We start from the raw sequence: 19,996 nt of genomic DNA, 5'->3' as shown, positions 1-19,996 counted from the left end.
GGCGTCGAGCTGCCCGGATATCGCGCAGCAGCCGTACGCGTTCGCAGCGACCTTCGGGACGCTCGACGGCGAGCGGCGTACCGGCACGTGATGCGATGCGGCCGTTCCCGGTCGCTATCCGCTATCCGGCATCTGGCATTGCGGTGAACGAGACGCGAAGCGAAGCAGGCGCCCCGCCCCGCTTCGCGGCCTTTGCTAGCCGCGCCCCTGCTCGGCCAGCAGCCGCGCCTTCGCATCGACCAGCAGCGCTGCATGCGTGTCGCGATGCTGGCGGATCCGCTCGGTCGGCCCGACGACCGACAGCCCGTACCAGTCGCCGTCGAGCGTCAGCGCGACCGCGATCGCCGACAGCTCGGGCGCGCTCTCGCCGAAGTTCTCGGCCCAGCCGAGTTCGCGAAACCGCGCGGTTTGCGCGACGAGCGCCGGCAGGTCGGCCACCGTCGCATCGGTGAAGCGCTCGAACGACAACTGCGCGCCGAGCGCCTGCTGCGCATCGCTCGCGAGTTCCGCGAAGATCGCCTTGCCGATCGAGTTCGCATGCAGCGGGCGCAGCTCGCCCGGCTGGCGCGTATAGCGGATCGCCTGCTCCGACTCGACGACGTCGAGATACGTGACCGACGCGCCCTGGATCTTGCCGAGCACGGCCGTCTCGCGGCTCGCGTCGCGCAGCGCGACGAGATGCGGATGCACGATGTCGACGACGGGATCGGTCGCGTCGATCGCGGCGGCGATCGTCTGCAGGCGCCGCGTCGGATAGTAGCCGCCGCGCTTGCGCACCTCGTACAGATAGCCGCGGCTCACGAGCGTGCGCGCCATCGCCAGGCAGCTCGACGCCGGCACGTTGAGCAGGCGCGCGAGTTCGGTGAGCGGCAGCGGCCGCCGTTCGGCGGCGAACAGCTCGAAGAGATCGAGCGTGCGGGCAACGAGTTTGACGTCCATGACGAGCGCTTGATTCGGAACGGGAAACGCGCGCCGGGCGAGCCGCCGCGTGTCAGTACGACTTCGGCAGCCCGAGCACCTTCTCCGCGATGTAGCACAGGATCAGTTGCGGACTCACGGGCGCGAGCCTCGGAATCATACACTCGCGCAGGTAGCGCTCGACATGGTATTCCTTCGCATAGCCCATCCCGCCGTGCGTCGCGATCGCCGTCTGGCAGGCCTGGAACGCGGCTTCCGCGCCGAGGTACTTCGCGGCGTTCGCCTCCGCGCCGCACGGCTGCCCCGCGTCGTAGCGCGTCGCGGCCTTCATCACCATCAGCCACGCGGCCTCGAGCTGCATCCACGCCTGCGCGAGCGGATGCTGGATCGACTGGTTCTGCCCGATCGGCCGGCCGAACACGACGCGCTCGCACGCATACTGCGTCGCGCGTCGCAGCGCGGCCTGACCGAGGCCGATCGCCTCGGCGGCGATCAGGATCCGCTCGGGGTTCAGCCCGTGCAGCAGGTAGCGAAAGCCGTCGCCTTCGTTGCCGATCAGGTCGTCGCGCGGCACGCGCAGGTTGTCGATGAACAGCATGTTCGAATCGACGGCCTTGCGGCCCATTTTCTCGATCTCGCGCACCTCGACGCGCGCACGGTCGAGGTCGGTGTAGAACAGGCTCAAGCCGTCGGTCGGCTTCGCGACCTGGTCGAGCGGCGTCGTGCGCGCGATGATCAGCATCTTGTTCGCGACCTGCGCGGTCGAGATCCAGATCTTGCGTCCGCTCAGCACGTAGTGGTCGCCGTCGCGGCGCGCCTGCGTGCTCAGGTGCGTCGTGTCGAGGCCGGCGTCGGGCTCGGTCACCGCGAAGCAGGCCTTGTCGCGCCCGGCGATCAGCGGCGGCAGGAAGCGCGCCTTCTGCGCGTCGTTGCCGAACACCTGCACCGGGTTCAGCCCGAAGATGTTCATGTGGACGGCCGAGGCACCCGACAGGCCGGCGCCCGACGCGCTGATCGTGCGCATCATCAGCGCGGCCTCGGTCATCCCGAGCCCGGCGCCGCCGTGGGCCGGATCCATCGCGATGCCGAGCCAGCCGGCCTCGGCGAGCGCCGCGTGAAAGTCGGACGGAAATCCGCCCGCGCGATCGCGCTCGAGCCAGTAATCGTCGCCGAAGCGTTCGCAGATTTTCTCGATCGCGCTTTCGATCGCGCGCTGGTCGTCGGTCAGGTCGAACTGCATGGATTGCTCTCCAGGAAAACGTGAACGGCCGCGCCGCACTCGAGACGATGTCGGCCTTCGAGGGGGCGCGGTGGCGGCCGGCGCGGCGCGACAGGCACGCGGACGCTCACAACGGAAACACGCCCGCCACGACCGCGGCGAAGACCATCAGCACGGTGGCGGCGAACAGGAACGGGATCGTGAACTTCTGGTGCTCGGCCAGCTCGACGCCGGTCAGGCCGACGATCAGGAACGTCGCGGGCGTGAGCGGACTGACCGGGAACCCGGTGGTCATCTGGCCGAGCAGCGCGGCCTGCGCCATCTGGATCGGCGGTACGCCGAGCAGCTTCGCGCTTTCCGCGAGCACCGGCAGCACGCCGAAGTAGAACGAATCGGGATCGAACAGCAGGCTGAGCGGCATCGACAGCAGGCCGAGCACGAACGGCATGTGGCGCGCATGCTCGACCGGCACGTGCGCGACGACGACCTCGGCCATCGCCTTCAGCATCCCGGTGCCGGACATGATCCCGGTGAACGCGCCGGCCGCGAGCAGCACGCTCGCCATCATCAGCGCGGCCTTCGCGTGCGCGTCGATCCGCTCGCGCTGCGCCTGCACGTCCGGATAGTTGATGACGAGCGCGGCGACCGTGCCGAGCATGAACATCACCACCGGGTCGACGATGCCCGACACCAGCGTGCCGAGCACGACGAGCGTCAGCGCCAGGTTGAACCGGAAGCGGCCGGGCCGGCGCAGCACGCGCTCGGCGTCGGTCAGCTCGCGCGGCGCGACCGCGAGCGACGCCGCGCCGGCGCGATCGAGCCCGAGCCGCCTGGCCTCGCGCACGCCGAGCATGTAGGCGGTGCCGAACACGAACGCGAGCCCGACGATCTGCACCGGGATCATCGGCATGAAGATCGCCGAGCCGGGAATGTGCAAGGCCGCCGACGCGCGCAGCATCGGCCCGACCCATGGCAGGAAGTTGACCCCGGCCGCCATCGACGCGACGCACGCGAGAATCCGCCGGTCCATGCCGAGCCGCGTATAGAGCGGCATCATCGCGGGCAGCGTGACGAGAAACGTGACGGCGCCCGAGCCGTCCAGGTGGATCAGCAGCGCGAGCAGCGCCGAGCCCGTCACGATGCGCGGCGGATGGCAGCCGATCACGCGCAGCACGCCCGCGATGATCGGGTCGAGCATCCCCGCATCGGTGAGGATTCCGAAAAATAGAATCGCAAAAACGAACATCCCGGCGATCGGGCCGATGTTCTGCACGCCGCGCACGATGAACGTGCCGGTCGAGAGTCCGAAGCCGGCCGCGAGCGACGCGGCCACCGGCACGACGATCAGTGCGACGAGCGGCGACAGCCGCTTCGTGATGATCAGGCCGAACAGCGCGACGATCGCGATCGCGCCGATCCATGCGAGCATGATGTGTCTCCTCTGGCGCCGGCGCGCGTCGGGCGCGGTGCGGCGCGATGTCCGAAGCGGCGTGCGGGCGTGCGGCGGCGTCGGGCGCCTTCGCACGGCCGCCGGTCGCCAGGCGTGTCAGTTGCGGCGCGTGCGGCCGGCGTTGTCGTTGGTGTCGTTGGCGTCGTTGGCGTGGCCGGCGTCGCATGCATCCTCGGCAAACACCTGTGTCGCGTGTTCGTTCAGCGCCGGCGGCGGCCGCCGGTACGTGGCCGGTGTGCGGCCGAGCTTGATCGGCGACGCGATGCCGCGATGCCGGCCCAGTTCGACCTTCATCTGCCGATGTGCGACGTGCGGATGGTCGAGCGCCGCATCGAGCCCGAGCACCGGCGCGCACGGCACGCCGCGGCGCATCAGCTGCTCGGCGAGCGCCGCGCCGTCGTGCGCGGCCAGCGCCGTTTCGAGCAGCGCGCGCAACGCGGCGCGGTTCGCGCTGCGCGCGCGGTTGTCGGCGAAGCGCGGATCGGCGGGCCAGTCGCGCGTGCCGAGCACGTCGCACAGCGCGGCGAACTGCCCGTTGTTGCCGACCGCGAGAAAGATGTCGACGCTCGCGGTCGGAAAACTGTCGTACGGCGTGATGTTCGGATGCGCGTTGCCGGTGCGCGTCGGCGCCTTCCCGGAATGGAAGAAATTCGGCGTATGCGGATGCAGGATCGACAGCGCGCAGTCGAACAGCGTCGCTTCGACGAACTGGCCGCGCCCGCTCGCATCGCGTTCGCGCAGCGCCATCAGCACGCCGAGCGCCGCGTTCAGCCCGGTGACGAGATCGACGATCGGCACGCCGACGCGTAGCGGCGCGCCGCCCGCCTCGCCGTTCACGCTCATTAGCCCGGCCAGCGCCTGCACGGCCGCGTCGTAGCCGGGCAGGCCGCCGAGCGGGCCGTCCGCGCCGAAGCCCGAGACGCGGCAATGGACGAGGCGCGGAAAGCGCGCGTGCAGCGTGTCGAAGCCGAGGCCCCAGCGCTCCATCGTGCCGATCTTGAAGTTCTCGACCAGCGCATCGGCGTGCTCGAGCAGGCCGAGCAGCCGCTCGCGATCCGCCGGCTGCGTCAGGTCGAGCGCGATGCCGAGCTTGTTGCGGTTCACGCCGAGGAAATACGACGCCGTGTCGCCGTCGAACGGCGGCCCCCAGGTGCGCGTCTCGTCGCCCGACGGCGGTTCGACCTTGATCACCTCCGCGCCGTGGTCGGCGAGGATCTGCGTCGCGTACGGGCCGCCCAGCACCCGCGACAGATCGATGATGCGCAACCCCGCCAACGCGCCCTGCTGCTTCAGTTCCGCCATGCGTCTCGCTCCTGCTTCCGGTTGATCGGACCGCCGGTTCCGCCGGGCCGACAGCAGCGGCACGGTTGTCCGGACTCGAAGAATAATTCTTGGGTGTGAATTTATATTCACACTCGAGAATTTCATTGTCAAGCAGGAGATGCCTCGGCGGCCGCGCCGAGAACGCGGCCGGCCGCAAGTGGGGACGCCACCGAACGCCGGCCGGTTGCCGCGCCGGGCCGCGATTCGCTAAGCTGGCGGACGGTGCTCAACTGAAGAAAGGCGGAGATTTCATGAAACGCATGCTGCTCGCGGCCATCCTGCTGGCGTCGACGCTGGGCGTCGCTCGCGCGCAAACCCAGACCTTCCATTTTGGCGAGGGACAATTACAGCCGCGGGCCGCCGCGCCGGTGGCACGACCCGCGCCGGTGCGCCCGCACGTGACGCCGCCGCATCACCACCGGCGTACCGTCCACAAGCAGCACCACGGGCGGTCCGGAAAGCCGGCGCGCGCGGGGATCGACACGCACGCGTGAGGTGATCCGCGTTGCGCGCGACAACGCACGGAACTGTCACGAACGGCCGGTATGATCGGCGCGGCGGCTTGCATGCCGTCGTGCCCGGCGATCGGCCGACGTGCATTTCCCTTCACGATTGAGCACCAGTTTTGTTTTGCCGAACATGAATACCGGGCCGGATACCGTCGTCAGCATCAAGGAACGCGCCACGATCGTGTGCCGCCAGCGCAGCAGCGTGCTGCTGGTCGCCCGTACCGCGGCGCGCTGGTCGCTGCCGGGCGGCACGATCCGGCGCGGCGAGACGCCGCTGGAGGCCGCGCAGCGGGAACTGGCGGAGGAAACGCGGCTGGAGGGGCTCGCGCTCGACTACGCGGTGCAGTTCGGCGGCCTCACGAAGCTCCATCACGTGTTCGTGGCCGACGTGCCGAAACACCTGACGCCACGCGCGAGCAACGAGATCGCGCGCTGCAAGTGGTTCGACGTCGAGCGGCTGGAGACGCTGCGTGCGAGCGTGCCGACCCGCAAGATCATCGAGCTGCTGCACCTCGACCGCTTTTCCGCGCTCGCGGACGGGCCGCCTCGCTCGCGCTGAACCGAGCCGCGCGGCTCACGCGCGCAGCAATGGCCCGGCCTTGCGCTCGAGCAGCGCGACCAGCTCGGGCTGCATGTAGGCGTAGCGGTCGGGGATGTCGAGACAGACGATCTTCTTTTGCTTCAGCCGGGCGCCGAATCGGGCGTGCAGCTTCGCCTGGTGCGCGCGTTCCATCACGAACACGATCTCGGCCCACTCGAGCTGTTCCGCGGACAGACGCGTTTCCGCGTCGGGCGCGAGGCCCGCGGAGTCGGTTTCGACGCCCGGCCACGCGGCGAACACCGCCTCGGCCGTCGGGCTGCGCAGCCGATTGCGGCTGCAGATGAACAGGGCGCGTGTCATGCCGGTGCGCGGCGGCGGGATCGTCCGCTCGACCGTTCAACCCTGCGGAATCGTGCCGGGCCGCACGTAGGCCAGCATGTGCGGCACGTAGTCGGCCTTGCCCAGCTCGACGCCGTGATGGCGCAGGATCGCGTACGCAGCGATCGAATGAAAATAGAACTGCGGCAGCGCCCAGTCGCGCACGTACTGCTCGCCCGTCATGTCGAACGCGATACCGTTCGGCAGTGCGAGCGCGATCGGCAGCGCGGCGCCACCGTCGAGTGCGTCGGGCGCGAGTTCGCCGAGGAACGCGATCGTGCCGGCGAGGATGCCCTGTGCGTCGCCCAGCGTGCCGGGCTGCGCATCGGCATGCCAGCCGGCTTCCCGCAACGCCAGCAGCGCGTCCGGCAGCGGTTCGCCGCGCAGCCGGTAGACGGGTTCCATCGCCTGGAAGCACGAAAACCGCACCTGTGCCGCGAGCGGATACATGTCGGGTGCGAGCTTCAGCGCGAGCACCGCATCGGGCGCGTCGCCGGCGGCCTGCCGGTGCGCCACGGCCTTGTCGAGCCACGCGGATTGCGCGCGCAGCATCTGGGTGAACGTTGGAACGAGAAGTTGAGTCGGTGACATCCATGCCCTCCGGTGGGTCGTTCGCGCCACGACATCGATGCCGGGGCAGCACCCGTATTCTGCCGTAGCGGACGGTTCGACGCGAAACCGGTGACGTATCGCACGATCGACGCGCGGGGCCTGATGTGTCACGGCTTGCCGTGGCGTGCCAGGAACCGGTCGAGCTGCGACGCGAACGCCTTGCCGTCGCGTGCGCTGAACGGGGCCGGCCCGCCCGTATCGATGCCCGCGCTGCGCAGCTGATCCATCATCGCGCGCGTCGACAGGCGCTCCTCGATGTTCTCGCGGCTGAACCAGTTGCCGCGCGGGTCGAGCGCATGCGCGCCCTTGTCGAGGACGGCGGCGGCCAGCGGGATGTCGGCGGTGATCACGAGATCGCCGGCTGCCGCGAGCTCGACGATCCGCGCATCGGCCACGTCGAAGCCGGCCGGCACCTGCAACGCCTTGATGAACGGCGACGGCGGCGTGCGCAGGAACTGGTTCGCGACCAGCGTCACGCAGATCTCGGCGCGACGCGCGGCGCGAAACAGCATGTCCTTGATGACGGCGGGACACGCGTCGGCATCGACGAGTACTTGCATGGAAGGCATTCCGGTGAGTAGAAACGGCGATCATAGCGCAGCGCCGGCAATCGGCCCGCCCGGCCCGCGCGCCCGATCACCGGATCAGCCGGCCAGCCGTGGGCACAGCGACGCGGCCGTCATCCATTGCGCGCCCCATGCATCGGCGAGCCGCCTGCCCTGCCCGATCCGCACGGCTGCATCGTCGAAATCGACGAACACGACGTGATCGGCGGCCGCCGGTTTCGGCGGTGTTTCGCGCGTGCGCCCGTCGGACAGCACCCACAGCCAGCGCTGCTGGTCCGGCGTGCGCCGTGCGGCGCCCGCGAGCAAGTGTCCGGCGGCGGCGATGCCGTCCGCAAGCGGCGTGCCGCCGCCGCCGTCCACCGGCTCGAGCCAGCGCGCATTCCACCAGCGCGGCACGGCCGGGCCGAAGCGGCGCTCGGCGCCGTTGCCGCCGAAACAGATCAGCGCGGTTGCCACGCGGTCGCGCGCGGCCTGGTCGAAGTACGCGACGATCAGCCCTTTCGCGAGCGCGAGCCGTTCGTGCGACAGCATCGACGCCGAACAGTCGAGCACGAAGCAATGGAGTGCGCGCGGCGTGCCGGCCTGCTTGCGAAAACGCAGGTGGTCGGTGTGCAGCGGGCCGCCGCGCTTCGCGGCGAGCGTCGCCGGCCATGCAACGGCCGTGCCGGCACGCACCGTACCCGGCACGCGCGCGGCGGCGCCTGGCAGCCATCGAGGACCGCGAACGGTGTTCGCGGCGGCGTCGGCTCGATGGCTCAGCGTTTTTTTAGCGGCAGCGGCACCACGCCTTTCACGTCGCGCAGTCCGGCGGGCTCGGGCGGCAGGTAGCCCCAGTCGCCTTGCGACGCCGTTGCATCGTTTCGTGCCGCGCCCGGTCGATGATCGGGCTGCCGGCGCAGGTCCGGCGGCGCAGGGTCGTCGCGGTCGCCGCCGCCCTCTGCATTCGACTGCGACGCGCCCGACGACGGCGGCGCACCCGCATGACGCCGATGCCGCAGCACCGCGTCGGCTACGCGTTCGACATCTGACACCGTCACCGCGTCGGCCTGTTCCAGCGCCGCGAGTGCGCGCGCGGCCCGCAGCATCACGAGGTCGGCGCGCAGGCCGTCGACGGCCGCGTCGATGCACAGCGCGCTGACGCGCGCGTGAACCGCATCGTCGAAATCCAGCGTCGACAACTTTGCCCGCGCCGCGTGGATGCGGTCGCGGAGGTCGCGCTGTGCAGTCGCGTGACGTGCGCGAAACGCATCCGGATCGAGATCGAACGCGAGGCGCGCCTTCACGATCTGTTCGCGCTGCGCGGCGTCGAAGCAGTTCGCGAGTTCGACCATCAGCCCGAAGCGGTCGAGCAATTGCGGGCGCAGTTCGCCTTCCTCGGCGTTCATCGTGCCGACCAGCACGAAGCGCGCGTCGTGCGCATGCGACACGCCATCGCGCTCGACCACGTTCACGCCGCTCGCGGCGACATCGAGCAGCGTATCGACGAGCCCGTCGGCGAGCAGGTTCACCTCGTCGACGTACAGCACGCCGCGATGCGCGCGCGCGAGCAGGCCCGGCCGGAAGCGCACGCCGTTTTCGGCGAGCGCATGCGCGAGATCGAGCGTGCCCGTGACCTGCTCGTCGCTCGCCGACAGCGGCAGCGTGACGAATGCCCCTTCGGGCAGCAGTTCGGCGAGCGCGCGCGCGGCGGTCGATTTCGCGGTGCCGCGCGGCCCGCTGACGAGCACGCCGCCGAGCGACGGGTCGATCGCCGCGAGCAGCAGCGCCTGCTGCAGCGGTTGCTGCGCGACCAGCGCCGCGAACGGGAATACCGCGCGTGCGTGCTGCGTCGTCGGATCGGTCATCGCCGTCCTCCTTCCTGAAGTTGTTCGCTGTCGAGCCAGACCGCTTCGATCCGCTCGCGATAGTCGCCCGGCTGCTGCCACAGCCCGCGCTGCATCGCTTCGACGAAGCGTTCGCAGATGCCGTGCAGCGCCTTCGGGTTGTGGCGTTCGAGGAACGCGCGCGTGTCGTCGTCGAACAGGTACGCGTCGGCGACGAGCGCGTACTGGTGGTCCGACAGCACGCGCGCGGTCGCGTCATAGCCGTACAGGTAGTCGACGGTCGCGGCCATTTCGGCCGCGCCCTTGTAGCCATGGCGCTTGACGCCGTCGAGCCATTTCGGATTGACGACGCGCGAGCGGATCACGCGCGCGATCTCCTCGCGCAGCGTGCGCATCTTCGGCGCGGCCGGGTTCGCATGGTCGCCGTGATAGATGCTCGGCTGCTGCCCGGACAGGTGCCGCACGGCCGCCGTCATCCCGCCCTGGAACTGGTAGTAGTCGTTCGAATCGAGGATGTCGTGTTCGCGGCTGTCCTGGTTCTGCACGACCACGTCGATCGTCGCGAGCCGCTCGCCGAACACGTCGGGCGCGGGCTCGCCCGCGCTGTTCTGCGCGTATGCGTGGCCGCCCCACTGGCGGTACGCATCGGCGAGATCGGCGTCGCTCTGCCAGTGGCGCTGGTCGATCAGGTCCTGCAGGCCGGCGCCGTAGCTGCCCGGCCGCGCGCCGAACACGCGCCAGCCGGCACGGCGTCGCGCTTCGTCCGGCGCCACGCCCCGCTCGATCCACGTTGCGCGTTCGCGCTCGACGCGCGCGCGGATCGGGTTCAGGGCCTCCGGCTCGTCGAGCGCGGCGACGGCCTGCACGGCGGCGTCGAACAGGTGCATCAGGTTCGGGAACGCGTCGCGGAAGAAGCCGGACACGCGCAGCGTCACGTCGATGCGCGGCCGGTCGAAGATCTCGATCGGCAGGATCTCGAAGTCGGTCACGCGATGGCTGCCGTGCGCCCATTTCGGCCGCACGCCGAGGAGCGCGAACGCCTGAGCGATGTCGTCGCCGCCGGTGCGCATCGTGGCCGTCCCCCACACCGACAGCCCGATCGCGCGCGGATAGTCGCCGTGATCCTGCAGATGACGTTCGATCAGCTGCTGCGCGGATTTCAGCCCGAGCGACCACGCGGCCTGCGTCGGCACCGCGCGCGTATCGACCGAATAGAAGTTGCGGCCCGTCGGCAGCACGTCGGGGCGGCCGCGCGACGGCGAGCCGCTCGGCCCCGGCGGCACGAAGCGGCCGTCGAGCCCGCGCAGCAGCTGGCGCAGTTCCTCGCCGCCGCACGCGTCGAGCGCGGGCATCAGCGTCGCGCGCACGCGTTCGATGACGGCGAGCGTGTGCGGCCAGTCGCCGGGCGGCGTCGTGCCGATCCCGGAAGCGCCGGACGTGCCGGCCGCGCACACGCCGTCGAGCCACTGCTGCGCGAGCCGTTCGAGCCGCTCGCGCGTGTCGCCCGCATGGCGCCACGGCGATGTGTCGAGCGCCTGCAGCACGGCCGGCCGCGGGCCCGTCCACGGCGCGGCCCAGTCGGCCGCGAGCGGATCGAAATCGTCGCCGAGCGCGAGATCGCGCGCGAGCGCGCCGATCAGCCCCGCACGTTCGCCCTTGCCGTCGCCGACCGGAAAGCGCGCGAGCGCGAGCAGCGTGTCGCGGCGCTGACGGTCGGCCGGCGACGCGCCGAACACATGCAGCCCGTCGCGAATCTGCGCTTCCTTCAATTCGCACAGCCACGCGTCGACGCGCGTCAGCAGCGCATCTTCGTCGCCCGCATCGCGCGGCGGCGACACGCTCAGTTCGTCGTGCAGCCGGTGTTCGGCGATCGTCGCGAGGATCGTCTTGCGCAGCAGCTTCGCGCGCCGCGCATCGACCATCAGCGCCTCGTAGTATTCGTCGACCTGCCGTTCGAGATCCTGCAGCGGGCCGTAGTTTTCCGCGCGCGTGAGCGGCGGCATCAGGTGATCGATGATCACCGCCTGCGCGCGGCGCTTCGCCTGGCTGCCCTCGCCCGGATCGTTGACGATGAACGGATACAGGTGCGGCAGCGGCCCGAGCGTCAGGTCGGGCCAGCACGCGTCGGACAGCGCGACGCTCTTGCCCGGCAGCCATTCGAGGTTGCCGTGCTTGCCGAGGTGGATGACCGCGTCGATGCCGAACGCATCGCGCAGCCAGAAATAGAACGCGAGGTACGCGTGCGGCGGCACGAGATCCGCGTCGTGGTAGCTCGCATAGTCGTTCTCGCCGCGCGAACGCGACGGCTGGATGCCGACGAACACGTTGCCCGCGCGCCAGCCGGCGATCGTGAAGCGCCCCTGCCGCAGCGTCGGATCGGCTTCGGGCGGGCCCCAGCGTGCGTTCAGCGCGTCGCGCACGGCGGCCGGCAGTCGCGCGAAATGCGCAATGTAATCGGCCAGCGCGAAACTCTGGAACGCCGGGCGCAATGCGCGCACGGCCGGGTCGTTGGTCACGCCTTCGGTGAGCCGCGCGATCAGCGCGTCGCCGTCGGCCGGCAGGTCGGCCACGCTATAGCCCGCGTCGCGCAGCGCCGCCAGCACGCGCAGCGCGGACGCCGGCGTGTCGAGCCCGACGCCGTTACCGATCCGCCCTTCGCTTTGCGGATAGTTCGCGAGGATCAGCGCGATGCGCTTGTCGGCAGGGTCGAGCGTGCGCAGCCGGCACCAGCCGCGCGCGAGCGCCGCGACGAACGCGATCCGTTCGGCGTCCGGCTGGTAGCGCACGACGTCGACCTCGGTGTGCGGACAACGATATGCCAGCCCCTTGAAGCTCACCGCGCGGGTGACGATGCGCCCGTCGACTTCGGGCAACGCGATGTGCATCGCGATGTCGCGCGCGTGCAGCCCCTGGTTGTCGGCCACCCACGCGTCGCGGTTGCCGCCGGACAGGATCACCTGCAGCACCGGCGCGTCGCCGGCGAGCACGTCGGGCTCGGGGCTGTCGATCGCGCCGGCCGCGAAGGCCGTGGTGTTCAGCACGAGCGCGACACCGTGCGTGTCGCACAGCCGCGTGATGACCTCGCGGCTCACGGCATCCTTCAATGACGTGACGGCGATCGGCAGCGGATTGAGCCCTTCGCGCACGAGCGCATCGGCCAACGCGTCGAACACGGCGGTGTTCGCGGCCTGCCAGTGCGCACGATAGAACAGGATCGCGACGACGGGCGCGCCGGGCGTCCAGCGCGGACGCCAGTCGTCGACGCTCGCCGGGTCGCGCGCCGGGTGATACAGCGCGGCGGCCGGCAGCGGGCGCGGCAGCTCGGGTTCGTCGCCGACCCCGAGCGTATGGAACGCGATGCTGCGCAGCAACGCTTCGGCGTTGTGCATCCCGCCTTCGCGCAGATAGCGCCACCACAACCGGCACAGGTCCGGCGCGACCGTGCTCTTCGCGACGAGGTTCGGATCTTCCTGCAGGTCGCCCGAGAACATCGCGAGCTGCTGCCTGCGTTTCGACGCGAGCGACACGGCCTGTTCGATCCCGTACGGCCAGTACGCTTCGCCGCCCAGATGATCGATCACGACCGTCTTCGCGTGACGCAGCACGTCGTCGACATAGAAATCGACCGACGCCGGCTGCCGCAGGAACGTGACGTTCGCGAGCCGCACGCTCGGAAAGCCGGCCGGCAGCTTCGGCACGACGCTGGCCAGCAGCGACAGCGTCGTGTCGGCCGAGCTCAGGATCACGATGTCAGCCGGCTGCTGGTCGATCCGGACGACACCCTGCGTATCGTCGACGAAGCCGCCCGGCGTGGTGCGCAGCAGATGCATCGTGCGTTACGCCTGTTGCGGCTCGGCCGCGCACGCGACGTCGAACGCGCGCTGCAGCGCGGCCGCGTCGAGATCCTCGCCGATCAGCACGAAGCGGCTCGCACGCGGTTCGCCGTCCTGCCAGCGACGGTCGAAATAGCTGTCGAAGCGACGGCCGACGCCCTGGATCACGAGCCGCATCGGCGCATCGGGCAGCGCCGCGAAGCCTTTCGCGCGGTAGATCGTGTGCGTCTCGACGACACGCTGCAGCGCGGCGATCGTCGCCTCGCGCGAGCCCGCGTCTCCAGACACCACCACCGAATCGAATTCGTCGTGGTGATGGTCGTGATCGCCGTCGTCGGCCGAGCCGTGATGGTCGTGCCGCAGGTGGATCGTTTCCTCCGATGCCGATTCGAGGCCGAGCAGCATCGCGAGGTCGAGCTCGCCGCGCGTCGCGCGCACGATCTTCACCTGCGGCGGGATCTCCTCGCGAATCGCGGCTTCGACCGCGGCGAACTGCGCGTCGGCGACGAGGTCGGCCTTGTTCACGATCACGAGATCGGCGGACGACAGCTGGTCGGCGAACAGTTCATGCAGCGGCGATTCGTGGTCGAGGTTCGGATCGGCGCGGCGCTGCGCGTCGACGGCCTGCGGGTTCTCGGCGAACTGGCCGCTCGCGGCGGCCGGCCCGTCGACGACGGTCACGACCGCGTCGACCGTGAAGCTGTTGCGGATCGTGGGCCAGTTGAAGGCCTGCACGAGCGGCTTCGGCAGCGCGAGGCCCGACGTCTCGATCAGCACGTGATCGATGTCGGCGCGGCGCTCGACGAGCGCTTCCATCACCGGATAGAACTCCTCCTGAACGGTGCAGCACAGGCAGCCGTTCGCGAGTTCGTACAGCTGGCCCGACGCTTCGCTGCGGGCGCCCTCGGCATCCTCGCAGCCGATCCCGCAGCCCTTGAGGATTTCGCCGTCGATGCCGAGCTCGCCGAATTCGTTGACGATCACCGCGATGCGGCGGCCTTCTGCATGCTGCAGGATGTGGCGCATCAGCGTGGTCTTGCCGCTGCCGAGAAAGCCCGTGACGATCGTGACGGGAAGCTTGCGTAGGGTCATGGTGGGTCCTGTGTCTAAGAGGGAGTCAGGCCGAGAGCGTCACGTCGATCTCGTCGTAGCGTTTGAGGCGGTAGATCGCGGCCGATACGATCCAGCACGCGACGAACAGGCCGATCACGACGTAGCCGAGCATGCCGAAATGCGATGCGACCATCGTCGCGAAATCCCATACCGGACCCTGCAGCGAGAGTTTGTCCGCGAGCAGCGCGAGCACCTCGATGCCGCCGATCAGCGCGGCAACCAGCACCGACACGAACGTGATCGTCATGTTGTAGTAGATCTTGCGGATCGGCCGCACGTACGCCCAGCGGTACGCGCCCATCATCAGGATGCCGTCGGTCGTGTCGACGAGCGTCATGCCCGCGGTGAACAGCACCGGCAGCGCCATCACCGACCAGAACGACAGGCCGCCCTGCACCTGCGTGGCCGAAATGCCGAACAGCGCGATCTCGGTCGCGGTATCGAAGCCGAAGCCGAACAGGAAGCCGACCGGATACAGGTGCCAGCTGCGCGACACGAGGCGGAACAACGGCCGGAACAGGCGGGCCAGCACGCCGCGCTGGTTCATCAGCATGTCGAGGTCGGCGTCGACGATCGGCTCGCCGCGGCGGGCCGCGCGAAACGTCCGGTACACGGAGATCAGGATCAGCAGGTTCGCGGCCGCGAGCACCAGCAGGAAGAACGCCGACACGCTCGTGCTGATCACACCGCCCCAGGTCTTCATGCTCTCGAAGCGCGCGAGCGACGCCGCGGTCAGCGCGACCGCGACCGACATCACGATCACCACCGTCGAATGGCCGAGCGAGAAGAACAGGCCCGCGCCGAGCGGGCTGCGGCCCTCCTGCATCAGCTTGCGCGTGACGTTGTCGATCGCGGCGATATGATCGGCGTCGACCGCGTGGCGCAGCCCGAACACGTAGGCGAGCAGCGCGGTACCCAGCAGCACGGGCTGGTCGCGAAACGCGATGAAGGCCCAGATCCACGCGCCGACGTTGAATGCGACGAGCAGTGAATAGATCGCGACGATTTTGCCGCGCAGCCCGGACGGGCTGTCGTTGAACAGGCGGAAGAACGAGTCGAGCATGATGCTCCTTTGCGAACGGTCGACATGATGTATGCCAACACGGCCGTCGTCGGCCTGCCCGCGTAGCTGACCGTTCTTCGCCCCGGCCCGCACGCGTGCAGCGGCTGACGGATCGGCGAAGGAAGGGCAACGCCCGGGCGTCCGGCGAACTGCGGCCGTGGACGATGCGCCGCCTCCCCGCGGCGCTGAACCCCAACGTCTCGGCCGGTATCCGGGCTGACGAACACGCCGCTTCGCCTTCCCGGATGCGCGGCATCCAGTGGCGGTCGTCCGCATGCGGCAGGCATGCGGCGAAGCGGCGCTGCATCGCGCTGGGCGCGACGCGTTCGCTTACCGTTGCGGGGGCAGCACAGGTTGGCCCGACTGCGGCGCAGGCAGGCTCCCTGTTTCCCGTTTAACTGCGCGCGCCGGAGGAGCGCGCGCGAGCACCGAAACGCGTGCGAGTGTAGGCGGCGGTGCGGGGAGCGTCAAGGTAAAGGCGGAACGGCCCGCCGCGGCGCGTCCGGCGTGGTGGCGGCATCGCACCGGGGGCGCTTGCGGCGCCCGCGCGGCGGGTTCGCGCGGGCCGACCGCTGTGCTATCGTATGCGCCGCGTTCGGTGCTCGCATGCGCATTCCGCGCACGCAGTTAAACGGGAAACAGGAGGCGGAAGTCCGCCCGGCCTGTGCTGTCCCCGCAACGGTACGCCGCCCGCGCGCCGCGGTTCCCCCCGCACGCGCCCAGGCCGCCCGCGATGCCACTGCCCTTCAGCGGGCGGGAAGGCTGCGGCCTGGCAAGCGGCCAGCCCGGATACCGGCCGACGCAAGGGGCGAGCCCGCTGCTCGCCGAACGCCCGATCCGCGGGGGACGGATGGGGTGCGCTTTCCGCCCGCGTTCGCGCGGGCTTCGCCCGATCCGTCATGCCTTGCCTGTCCGCCGGCCGCCGATGCGCCGCTCGCTGTTCCCTTTCCACTGCCACGACACGGTGTGCGCCGTGCCGCGTCCGATGAGCCGCGCCTGGCTCGTCGGCGCCGGCCCCGGCGACGCCGATCTGCTGACGCTGAAGGCCGTGCGCGCGATCGCCGCGGCCGACGTGCTGCTCGTCGACGATCTCGTGAACCCCGATGTATTGCGCCATGCGCGCGCCGACGCGCGCATCGAGCACGTCGGCAAGCGCGGCGGCCACGCGTCGACGCCGCAGGAAACGATCGTCGCCGCGATGCTCGCGCACCTGCGCGCGGGCCGCAGCGTCGCGCGGCTCAAGGGCGGCGATCCGTTCGTGTTCGGCCGCGGCGGCGAGGAGCTGCTCGCGCTCGGCGCGGCGGGTTTCCCGGTCGAGGTCGTGAACGGCATCACGGCAGGTATCGCGGCCCCGGCCGCACTCGGCATTCCGGTCACGCATCGCGGCGACGCGCAGGGCGTGATCTTCGTCACGGGCCACGGCGCGGGGGCCGACGAGCCCGACTGGCGCGCGCTGGCCGCGACGCGGATGACGATCGTGATCTACATGGGCATACGCCGGCTCGACACGATCGTGGCCGCGCTGCGTGACGGCGGCGTGCCCGGCGACATGCCGTGCGCGGCGATCGAGAACGCGACGCGCGACGGGCAGCGGCACGCGCTCGCGACGCTCGACACGGTCGTCGAACGCATCGGCGCCGCCGGTATCGGCTCGCCCGCGATCGTCGTGATCGGCCGCGTCGCGGCGCTCGCCGGCGATCCGGCGGTGCGCGCGGCGCTCGGCGGCAGCGCATGATGCGCGTCGCGCTCGGCGTCGGTTTCCGCGCGGGCGTGACGGCCGCGCAACTCGATGCCGCGATCCGCGCGGCGCTGGCGCGCTACCCGGGCGCCGAGCCGGCCGTCGTCGCGACGCTCGCCGACAAGGCGCGTGCCCGGCCGCTGCGCACGCTGTGCGCACGCCGCGGCTGGCCGCTCGTCGCGTTCGACGCGGCGCAGCTCGCGCGGTGCCCCGAACCGGCCTTGAGCGGCCCGTCGGCTGCGGCGCTCGCGCGTTTCGGCGTCGCGGGCGTGGCCGAGCCGTGCGCGCGGCTCGCGGCGCCCGATGGCCGGCTGCTCGGCCCCAAATCCATCCGGGACGGCGTGACGGTCGCGCTCGCCGGCCCGCTCTGAACCTTTTGTTTCGCTTTCGACAGGACGATTCCCGATGAAGACCGATGCCGAATCCCATCAGCGGATGACCGAACGCCGCCGCGCCGGCCATGAAAAGAAGCAGGCTGCCGCTACCCAGGAAAAGGGCCTGCTGATCGTCAATACCGGCAACGGCAAGGGCAAGAGCACGGCCGCGTTCGGCATGGCCGTGCGCGTGCTCGGCCATGGCATGCGGCTCGGCGTCGTGCAGTTCATCAAGGGCGCGCTGCACACGTCCGAGCGCGACTTCCTCGGCGCGGTCGCGCAATGCGACTTCGTGACGATGGGCGACGGCTATACGTGGAACACGCAGAACCGCGACGCCGACATCGCGACCGCGCGCAAGGGCTGGGACGAGGCGCGCCGGATGATCGAAAGCGGCGAGTACCGGATGGTGATCCTCGACGAGCTGAACACCGTGCTGAAGTACGAATACCTGCCGCTCGACGAAGTGCTCGCGACGCTCGTCGCGCGCCCGGAATCGGTGCACGTCGTCGTCACCGGGCGGCATGCGCCCGATGCGCTGATCGACGCGGCCGACCTCGTCACCGAAATGCGTCTCGTCAAGCATCCGTACAAGGAGCAAGGCGTGAAGGCGCAACCCGGCGTGGAGTTCTGAGCAATGCCGGCCTGCCCCGCGCTGTTCGTCAGCGCACCCGCGTCCGGCCAGGGCAAGACGTCGGTGACGGCCGGCCTCGCGCGGCTGCACCGGCGGCTCGGCCGGCGCGTGCGCGTGTTCAAGACCGGGCCGGATTTTCTCGATCCGATGCTGCTCGAACGCGCGAGCGGCGCGCCCGTGCACGCGCTCGACCTCGGCATGGTCGGCGAAGCCGGCTGCCGCGCGCTGCTCGCCGATGCGGCGCGCGACGCGGACCTGATCCTGATCGAAGGCGTGATGGGGTTGTTCGACGGCACGCCGAGCAGCGCCGATCTCGCGGTCGCGTTCGGCGTGCCGGTCGTCGCGGTGATTGCCGCGAAGTCGATGGCGCAGACGTTCGCGGCGATCGCGTTCGGGCTCGCGCGGTTCCGGCCGGAGGTGCCGTTTCACGGCGTGCTGGGCAATCGTGTCGGGTCGCCGCGACACGCGGAACTGCTGCGGCAGGCGCTGCCGGACGACCTGCGCTGGCTCGGGCACGTGCCGGCCGATGCGGGCATCGCGCTGCCGGAACGGCATCTCGGCCTGCACCAGCCGGCCGACATCGACGATCTCGACGCGCGGCTCGAGCGTGCGGCCGACGTGCTCGCGCAGACGGCGCTCGCCGAATTGCCGCCGGCCGTCGCGTTCGCGGAACCGGACGTTCACGCCGCGCTGCCGCGCGTGCTCGCCGGCAAGCGGATCGCGATCGCGCGCGATGCCGCGTTCTCGTTCATCTATCCGGCCAATCTCGCGCTGCTCGAGGCGCTCGGTGCGCAGTTGCGGTTCTTCTCGCCGCTTGCCGACGCACCCGTGCCCGACGATTGCGACGCGCTGTTCCTGCCGGGCGGCTATCCGGAGCTGCATGCGGCGACGCTCGCGGCGAATGCAGTGACCGCGCGGACGATTCGCGCGCACGCGGCGGCCGGCCTGCCGATCGTCGCGGAATGCGGGGGGATGGTGTATCTGTGCGAATCGCTGACCGACGTGGACGGCGCGACGACGCCGATGCTCGGACTGTTATCAGGCCATGCGACGATGCAGCGCCGGTTCGCGGCGCTCGGGATGCAGCAGCTGGACACGCGCACCGGGCCGATGCGCGGTCATACGTTTCATTATTCGCGGCTCGATACGCCGCTGGCGCCGGTGGCGACGGCTGCGCGGCCCGACGGCGCGCCCGGAAGCGGCGAAGCCGTTTATCGCGCGGGCCCGATCGTCGCGACCTATATGCACATGTACTGGCCGTCGAATCCGGAGATGGCGGCCGCGCTGTTCGGCGGCACGGCATTCTGACGAAAATACCCTGGGACACCGCGCGGCCGCGCGGTCAGGGTTTTTCGCGGCCCGGCGCTTCCGAGCGCGAAGTCCGGATCACGGTGCCGTCGGGGGAGAAATGCGCGTTGAACATCGCGTCGCCCGATACGCCGCCCTCGGCCCAGTGCCAGCTCCACACTTCCTCATGGCTCAACGCGTAGTGCGCGACCTCGGTCGGCTTGCCGAGCAGTTGCCGTACGTCGTCCTTCGACATCCCCGGCACGACCTTCGCGATGTTCGCCGCCGTCAGCGCCTGCGTGATCGACACGAGCCTGCCGTCGGGCCCGAAATCGAGCATGTACGTGCGCGTGCCGTACGGGCCGCGCGGATACTCGAAGCGCTGCGAGCCGTCGTCGCCCTGCCGGACCATCTCGGGCTTGCCCGCCTGGCGCAGCACGTCCTCGGTCGTCGAGACGCCCGGCTGCAGATTGCCGAACGCCATCGGATCGGGCTTGATCGCATTCACCGCGTCAGCCACCTTCTGGTCGTCGCATCCGGCCGCCAGAACGCCGACCGCGCAAGCCGTCAGCACGGTCAGAAACTGTTTTCGCATGTCGTCCACACCTGTATTCA

General features: G+C 70.3%; 19 protein-coding genes and 2 riboswitches. Of the genes, 6 read left to right on the top strand and 13 right to left on the bottom strand.

Annotated features, from left to right (window positions below; genetic code table 11):
- Positions 1-195: 195 nt before the first annotated feature.
- The 4 genes from DID98_RS07655 to DID98_RS07640 form a co-directional block, all read right to left on the bottom strand.
- Complete coding sequence (locus DID98_RS07655; protein ID WP_124485494.1) at positions 196-939, bottom strand: IclR family transcriptional regulator; 744 nt, start codon at positions 937-939, stop codon at positions 196-198.
- A 52-nt stretch (positions 940-991) separates the two neighbouring features.
- Complete coding sequence (locus DID98_RS07650) at positions 992-2,158, bottom strand: acyl-CoA dehydrogenase family protein (protein WP_124485495.1); 1,167 nt, start codon at positions 2,156-2,158, stop codon at positions 992-994.
- Positions 2,159-2,264: 106 nt separating this feature from the next.
- On the bottom strand, positions 2,265-3,566 hold the full coding sequence (locus tag DID98_RS07645; RefSeq protein ID WP_124570489.1) for a CitMHS family transporter: 1,302 nt from the start codon (positions 3,564-3,566) through the stop codon (positions 2,265-2,267).
- 117 nt (positions 3,567-3,683) lie between these two features.
- Positions 3,684-4,889, bottom strand: coding sequence for a CaiB/BaiF CoA-transferase family protein (locus DID98_RS07640; protein ID WP_124570488.1), 1,206 nt, complete (start codon positions 4,887-4,889; stop codon positions 3,684-3,686).
- Positions 4,890-5,161: 272 nt separating this feature from the next.
- Between DID98_RS07640 and DID98_RS07635 the strand changes: the two genes are divergently transcribed.
- Together DID98_RS07635 and DID98_RS07630 are read left to right on the top strand one after the other, a co-directional pair.
- Entirely contained in the window at positions 5,162-5,404 is a 243-nt protein-coding gene (locus DID98_RS07635) for a hypothetical protein (RefSeq protein ID WP_124485498.1), read from the top strand.
- Between the two features lie 145 nt (positions 5,405-5,549).
- Entirely contained in the window at positions 5,550-5,978 is a 429-nt protein-coding gene (locus DID98_RS07630; protein WP_044843626.1) for an NUDIX hydrolase, read from the top strand.
- A 15-nt stretch (positions 5,979-5,993) separates the two neighbouring features.
- On the opposite strand, the gene DID98_RS07625 is transcribed toward DID98_RS07630, so the two are convergent.
- From DID98_RS07625 to DID98_RS07590, 8 genes are all read right to left on the bottom strand, one after another.
- A complete protein-coding gene (locus DID98_RS07625; protein WP_124485499.1) occupies positions 5,994-6,320 on the bottom strand; it encodes a low molecular weight protein tyrosine phosphatase family protein in 327 nt (108 codons plus the stop codon).
- 36 nt (positions 6,321-6,356) lie between these two features.
- Entirely contained in the window at positions 6,357-6,929 is a 573-nt protein-coding gene (locus DID98_RS07620) for a DUF1993 family protein (protein ID WP_124485500.1), read from the bottom strand.
- A 128-nt stretch (positions 6,930-7,057) separates the two neighbouring features.
- Positions 7,058-7,510 (bottom strand): YaiI/YqxD family protein, encoded by a 453-nt coding sequence (locus DID98_RS07615; protein ID WP_044843557.1) that lies wholly within the window; start codon positions 7,508-7,510, stop codon positions 7,058-7,060.
- An 84-nt stretch (positions 7,511-7,594) separates the two neighbouring features.
- Positions 7,595-8,203 (bottom strand): VWA domain-containing protein, encoded by a 609-nt coding sequence (locus tag DID98_RS07610; RefSeq protein WP_124570487.1) that lies wholly within the window; start codon positions 8,201-8,203, stop codon positions 7,595-7,597.
- A gap of 68 nt (positions 8,204-8,271) precedes the next feature.
- A complete protein-coding gene (locus tag DID98_RS07605) occupies positions 8,272-9,360 on the bottom strand; it encodes an ATP-binding protein (RefSeq protein ID WP_124570486.1) in 1,089 nt (362 codons plus the stop codon).
- Positions 9,357-13,169, bottom strand: a complete 3,813-nt coding sequence (gene cobN, locus DID98_RS07600; protein WP_124570485.1) for a cobaltochelatase subunit CobN — start codon at positions 13,167-13,169, stop codon at positions 9,357-9,359. The genes DID98_RS07605 and cobN overlap by 4 nt, the downstream gene beginning before the upstream one ends.
- 6 nt (positions 13,170-13,175) lie before the next feature.
- The gene (gene cobW / locus DID98_RS07595; protein ID WP_124570484.1) at positions 13,176-14,264 is read right to left on the bottom strand and encodes a cobalamin biosynthesis protein CobW; all 1,089 of its coding nucleotides are present in this window, start codon (positions 14,262-14,264) and stop codon (positions 13,176-13,178) included.
- 25 nt (positions 14,265-14,289) lie between these two features.
- On the bottom strand, positions 14,290-15,348 hold the full coding sequence (locus tag DID98_RS07590; RefSeq protein ID WP_124485505.1) for a HoxN/HupN/NixA family nickel/cobalt transporter: 1,059 nt from the start codon (positions 15,346-15,348) through the stop codon (positions 14,290-14,292).
- Between the two features lie 184 nt (positions 15,349-15,532).
- Positions 15,533-15,796, bottom strand: a riboswitch (cobalamin riboswitch).
- 131 nt (positions 15,797-15,927) lie between these two features.
- A riboswitch (cobalamin riboswitch) is annotated at positions 15,928-16,164 on the top strand.
- A 109-nt stretch (positions 16,165-16,273) separates the two neighbouring features.
- Here DID98_RS07590 and cobA point away from each other — a divergent pair.
- Genes cobA through DID98_RS07570 form a run of 4 tightly spaced genes read left to right on the top strand, consistent with a single transcriptional unit; the run spans position 16,274 to position 19,402 of the window.
- Positions 16,274-17,083, top strand: a complete 810-nt coding sequence (gene cobA, locus DID98_RS07585; protein WP_185640835.1) for a uroporphyrinogen-III C-methyltransferase — start codon at positions 16,274-16,276, stop codon at positions 17,081-17,083.
- Positions 17,080-17,457: a cobalamin biosynthesis protein gene (locus DID98_RS07580; protein WP_124892200.1), complete on the top strand. Its 378-nt coding sequence runs from the start codon at positions 17,080-17,082 to the stop codon at positions 17,455-17,457. The genes cobA and DID98_RS07580 overlap by 4 nt, the downstream gene beginning before the upstream one ends.
- 34 nt (positions 17,458-17,491) lie before the next feature.
- A complete protein-coding gene (gene cobO / locus DID98_RS07575; RefSeq protein WP_044843565.1) occupies positions 17,492-18,094 on the top strand; it encodes a cob(I)yrinic acid a,c-diamide adenosyltransferase in 603 nt (200 codons plus the stop codon).
- A gap of 3 nt (positions 18,095-18,097) precedes the next feature.
- Positions 18,098-19,402, top strand: a complete 1,305-nt coding sequence (locus DID98_RS07570) for a cobyrinate a,c-diamide synthase (RefSeq protein WP_124570482.1) — start codon at positions 18,098-18,100, stop codon at positions 19,400-19,402.
- A gap of 34 nt (positions 19,403-19,436) precedes the next feature.
- On the opposite strand, the gene bamE is transcribed toward DID98_RS07570, so the two are convergent.
- On the bottom strand, positions 19,437-19,976 hold the full coding sequence (gene bamE / locus DID98_RS07565) for an outer membrane protein assembly factor BamE (RefSeq protein ID WP_124570481.1): 540 nt from the start codon (positions 19,974-19,976) through the stop codon (positions 19,437-19,439).
- Positions 19,977-19,996 lie beyond the last annotated feature (20 nt).

Origin of the sequence: Burkholderia sp. Bp8984 (assembly GCF_003853755.1) — a bacterium.
GTDB lineage: Bacteria > Pseudomonadota > Gammaproteobacteria > Burkholderiales > Burkholderiaceae > Burkholderia.
This window is presented reverse-complemented; position numbering and strand designations above follow the sequence as displayed.

What these genes read in the sequence shown, in the direction of transcription:
- DID98_RS07650 (WP_124485495.1), bottom strand. Translation starts at nt 2,158, where the DNA reads ATGCAGTTCGACCTGACCGACGACCAGCGCGCGATCGAAAGCGCGATC.
- DID98_RS07620 (WP_124485500.1), bottom strand. Translation starts at nt 6,929, where the DNA reads ATGTCACCGACTCAACTTCTCGTTCCAACGTTCACCCAGATGCTGCGC.
- DID98_RS07625 (WP_124485499.1), bottom strand. Translation starts at nt 6,320, where the DNA reads ATGACACGCGCCCTGTTCATCTGCAGCCGCAATCGGCTGCGCAGCCCG.
- cobN (WP_124570485.1), bottom strand. Translation starts at nt 13,169, where the DNA reads ATGCATCTGCTGCGCACCACGCCGGGCGGCTTCGTCGACGATACGCAG.
- cobW (WP_124570484.1), bottom strand. Translation starts at nt 14,264, where the DNA reads ATGACCCTACGCAAGCTTCCCGTCACGATCGTCACGGGCTTTCTCGGC.
- DID98_RS07590 (WP_124485505.1), bottom strand. Translation starts at nt 15,348, where the DNA reads ATGCTCGACTCGTTCTTCCGCCTGTTCAACGACAGCCCGTCCGGGCTG.
- DID98_RS07605 (WP_124570486.1), bottom strand. Translation starts at nt 9,360, where the DNA reads ATGACCGATCCGACGACGCAGCACGCACGCGCGGTATTCCCGTTCGCG.
- cobA (WP_185640835.1), top strand. Translation starts at nt 16,274, where the DNA reads ATGCGCCGCTCGCTGTTCCCTTTCCACTGCCACGACACGGTGTGCGCC.
- DID98_RS07630 (WP_044843626.1), top strand. Translation starts at nt 5,550, where the DNA reads ATGAATACCGGGCCGGATACCGTCGTCAGCATCAAGGAACGCGCCACG.
- DID98_RS07655 (WP_124485494.1), bottom strand. Translation starts at nt 939, where the DNA reads ATGGACGTCAAACTCGTTGCCCGCACGCTCGATCTCTTCGAGCTGTTC.
- DID98_RS07640 (WP_124570488.1), bottom strand. Translation starts at nt 4,889, where the DNA reads ATGGCGGAACTGAAGCAGCAGGGCGCGTTGGCGGGGTTGCGCATCATC.
- DID98_RS07570 (WP_124570482.1), top strand. Translation starts at nt 18,098, where the DNA reads ATGCCGGCCTGCCCCGCGCTGTTCGTCAGCGCACCCGCGTCCGGCCAG.
- DID98_RS07645 (WP_124570489.1), bottom strand. Translation starts at nt 3,566, where the DNA reads ATGCTCGCATGGATCGGCGCGATCGCGATCGTCGCGCTGTTCGGCCTG.
- cobO (WP_044843565.1), top strand. Translation starts at nt 17,492, where the DNA reads ATGAAGACCGATGCCGAATCCCATCAGCGGATGACCGAACGCCGCCGC.
- DID98_RS07635 (WP_124485498.1), top strand. Translation starts at nt 5,162, where the DNA reads ATGAAACGCATGCTGCTCGCGGCCATCCTGCTGGCGTCGACGCTGGGC.
- bamE (WP_124570481.1), bottom strand. Translation starts at nt 19,976, where the DNA reads ATGCGAAAACAGTTTCTGACCGTGCTGACGGCTTGCGCGGTCGGCGTT.
- DID98_RS07615 (WP_044843557.1), bottom strand. Translation starts at nt 7,510, where the DNA reads ATGCAAGTACTCGTCGATGCCGACGCGTGTCCCGCCGTCATCAAGGAC.
- DID98_RS07580 (WP_124892200.1), top strand. Translation starts at nt 17,080, where the DNA reads ATGATGCGCGTCGCGCTCGGCGTCGGTTTCCGCGCGGGCGTGACGGCC.